The sequence below is a fragment of the Ideonella sp. P3_A4 genome, assembly GCF_056403075.1.
Map to the genome: position 1 here is coordinate 1 of NZ_JBFUGE010000610.1, position 3,509 is coordinate 3,509.

Genomic DNA, 3,509 nt, shown 5'->3' on the forward strand with positions numbered 1-3,509 from the left:
CTGACCAACAACACCGACCGCGGACAGCCCGGCAAGCCCTACATGGACGCTGCCAACCCGCGCGCCAACAACACCATGGGCCAGATCATCCGCTGGCAAGAGCAGGGCGACCTGGACGGCACCAAGTTCAGCTGGGACCACCTAGTGCTCGCCGGCGACCCGAGCCTGTCGCGCGAAGGCGCCAAGGGCAACATCCACGGTGACATCTTTGGCAGCCCGGACGGCCTGTGGGTCGACCCGCGCGGCGTGCTGTGGGTGCTGACCGATGTGTCGTCGTCGACGATGGGCAAGGGCGACTACGTGAACCTGCCGAACAACCAGATGCTGGCCTGCGACCCGACCAAGGGCGACATGCGCCGCTTCCTCGTCGGCCCGACCGGCTGCGAAGTGACTGGCATCGCGATGGCGAGCGATTTGCGCACGCTGTTCGTCAACATCCAGCACCCGGGCGAATCGCCCTCCGAGCGCGGCGACCCGGACGCGCCCAGCCGCTACTCCAAGTGGCCCGACGGCGGCCGGCCGCGCTCGGCCACTCTGGTGATCACCAAGAACGACGGCGGGGTGATCGGCACCTGAAGCCCGATCGCGGGTTGCGCGGCGTAACACGTTTCGGCGTCGCGCAACCCGTTGAAAAAAGACTCTTGAAGTCCAAAAAGCTGCCCTTAATTCGGTAGGCATGCGGCGCTGACGAACCTCTTCCGGCACCGCGTTTCACCCCGAAAGGAGCAAGCCATCATGTACGAAACCCTTTGGAGCTTCCCCGGCGGCGTGCTCGGCGAATTCGAACGCCTGCGCCGTGAATTGGACGATGTGTTTGGCGGCAGCAGTGGTGCGCCCAGCAGCATCCGCTCGGCAGCGCCCGGTGCTTTCCCGGCGATCAACGTGGGCCAGACGCCCAACAGCGTCGAGGTCTATGCCTTTGCCCCGGGTATCGACCCGGCCAAGATCGACGTGGTCATCGACCGCGGCGTGCTGACGATCTCTGGCGAGCGAGCCTCGGCGCTGCCAAATGCCGACGCGAAGGGCGATGCCAAGACCAGCGTCTACAACCGCGAGCGGGCCAGCGGCGCGTTCAAGCGGGCGATCAGCCTGCCGGACGATATCGACGCCAGCCGTGTGCATGCCACCTACCGCGACGGCGTGCTCAACGTGAGCATTTCGCGCCGTGAAGAAGCGCAGCCCAAGCGCATCACCGTGCAGTGACCCGCTGAAAGCCGCTGACAAGGAGCATTGACCATGACCACCACTTCACACACCGAATTGCAAAAGACCACGCCGACTTCGCCGACGACCCCCGCATCGGCCGAGCGCAGCAATGCCGACACCCGGGCCCTGCAGCCGCGCGTGGACGTGTTCGAAGACGAGCGCGGCATCACGCTGCTGGCCGATCTGCCGGGTGTGCCGCGCGACCAGCTCGACATCAAGGTCGACGGCGACACGCTGACGATCGAGGGTGCGGTGGCCACCACCACGCCGGCGGGCTTGCAGCCGGCTTATGTGGAACTGCGTGTGCCGCGTTACCGCCGTGCCTTCACGCTCAGCCGCGAGCTGGACGCCGGCCACATCGAGGCCAACCTGAAGGACGGCGTGCTGAACCTGCGCATCCCGAAGCAGGCGCATGCCCAGCCGCGTCGAGTGAACGTTCAGGTCGGTTGACGATCCAACGGGCATGGTTTCGCTGCCCCGAGTGCGCGTTGCGCGCTCGGGCGGCGGGCCTGTCGCGCACGACGACGTGCACAAGGAGAACGGCATGAAGCAAGCCGTGGCGGAGACTCCGCCGCAAGCCCACCGACGCCGCCGCCTTTTGGCGGCGGCGTCGTTTGTCGTGTTGACCGCCGGTACCGGTGTGGTCAGTCTCTCGCCTGCGTGGGGCCGCACTGATGCTGCACCGCGTAACGTCGCCGCGCGGGGTCCGCTCTCGGGCGACGAGCAGAACAACATCGCGGTGTTCAAGGCCGCTTCGCCCGCGGTCGTCAACATCACCGCGCTCACCGTCGAGCGCGATCTCTTTTCGCTCAACGTGCAGCAAGTGCCGCGCGGCACGGGCACCGGCTTCGTCTGGGACGAGCGCGGCCACATCGTCACCAACTTCCATGTCATCCAGGGCGCCAGCGCCGCGCGGGTGACGTTGGCCGACCAGACGAGCTACCGCGCCGAATTGGTCGGCGCCTTCCCTGACCGAGACTTGGCCGTGTTGCGCATCGATGCACCCAAGGCCAAGTTGCCGGCGCTGCCTATCGGCAGCAGCAAAGACCTGCAGGTCGGCCAGCGCGTGTTCGCGATCGGCAACCCCTTCGGGCTGGACCAGACGCTGACCACCGGCATCGTCAGCGCGCTCGGGCGCGAGATCGAGTCGGCGACGCGGCGGATGATCCGCGGCGTGATCCAGACCGACGCCGCCATCAACCCCGGCAACTCCGGCGGGCCGCTGCTCGATTCGGCCGGTCGGCTGGTCGGCGTCACCACGGCGATCTACAGCCCGTCAGGCGCCAGCTCGGGCATCGGCTTCGCGATCCCTGTTGACGAGGTCAATCGCATCGTGCCGCGCCTGATTCGCGATGGGCGCATGGTTCGGCCGGCGCTGGGCATCAGCGGCGGGCCGCCGGCGTTGACACGTTCGCTGGAGCTGCCCACTGGCGTGGCGCTGGTCGGCGTGACCAACGGCGGGCCCGCGCAGCGCGCCGGCCTCGAGCCCTTCCGCCGCGGCCGCGATGGCCGCGTGGTGCAGGGCGACGTGATCACCGCGGTCAACGATGAGGCCGTGTCCGACCTCGACGATCTGCTCAACGCGGTGGAGCGTTTCCGTCCCGGCGACAAGGTGACGCTGACGCTGTGGCGCGGCGGCCAGACGCGCAAGCTGGCGGTGACGCTGGGTGAGGCGAGCGACTGAGGCTGTTGTCGCGTCAGTCGGGCGCGTAGCGGGCCGCCAGTTCCTTGGCCGCCTTGGCTTCGCTGACCAACCGCGTGCCGCCGAGCCAAGCCTCGGTCAGGCGGCCGCGTGCGTCGCGCTCGATGCGCGCGGTTTCACCATGGTTGGCAAAGCCGCCGGCCAGCGTGATGCTGCCGCTGTCTGTGCCATTGCGCCGGCGCGCGTCGGGCACGATCTGCGAGGCATCCTGCATCGGGTTCGGCAGGTTGGGGTTGGCCACCAGCACCTTGCCATCGACCGGCACGAAGTCGAACGCGCCCCACAGGCTCCAGTAGCGGCCGGCCCAGGGGGCGGTGCGGGCGCTGGGCGCGCCGTGCTTGGCAAACGCCTGCAGGATGTGCAGCGCGCCGTCGAGCCAGACGTGCGACAGGCCGTCGGCGGCATTGGTCAGCACCGACACCGTCAGGTCTTGCTCGGGCACGCAGCAGGTGCGCGTGATCGTGCCCTGGAAGCCGCCGGAGTGGCCGAACCATTCCCACTCGCCGAGCTTGCCCGAGATCGTGCCCAGGCCATACCAGCGCTCGATCGTGCCGTAGGCGTCTTTCCATTGGCGGCGCACCATCTCGCGCCGGCTCTCGGG

Annotated in this window: 4 protein-coding genes and 1 pseudogene; 4 read left to right on the forward strand and 1 reads right to left on the reverse strand. The window is 68.3% G+C overall.

The window, feature by feature from the left end:
- The 4 genes from AC1DYI_RS29840 to AC1DYI_RS29855 all read left to right on the forward strand — a co-directional run.
- Window positions 1-576 (forward strand): PhoX family protein (locus AC1DYI_RS29840; protein WP_477207744.1); only part of this gene is annotated, 576 nt, incomplete at its 5' end.
- A gap of 159 nt (window positions 577-735) precedes the next feature.
- A complete protein-coding gene (locus AC1DYI_RS29845) occupies window positions 736-1,203 on the forward strand; it encodes an Hsp20/alpha crystallin family protein (protein WP_477207745.1) in 468 nt (155 codons plus the stop codon).
- A gap of 33 nt (window positions 1,204-1,236) precedes the next feature.
- Window positions 1,237-1,656, forward strand: a complete 420-nt coding sequence (locus AC1DYI_RS29850) for an Hsp20/alpha crystallin family protein (protein ID WP_477207746.1) — start codon at window positions 1,237-1,239, stop codon at window positions 1,654-1,656.
- A gap of 94 nt (window positions 1,657-1,750) precedes the next feature.
- A complete protein-coding gene (locus AC1DYI_RS29855) occupies window positions 1,751-2,890 on the forward strand; it encodes a S1C family serine protease (protein ID WP_477207747.1) in 1,140 nt (379 codons plus the stop codon).
- A gap of 13 nt (window positions 2,891-2,903) precedes the next feature.
- On the opposite strand, the pseudogene AC1DYI_RS29860 reads toward AC1DYI_RS29855, so the two are convergent.
- Window positions 2,904-3,509: pseudogene (locus AC1DYI_RS29860) on the reverse strand (serine hydrolase domain-containing protein); the annotation flags it as partial.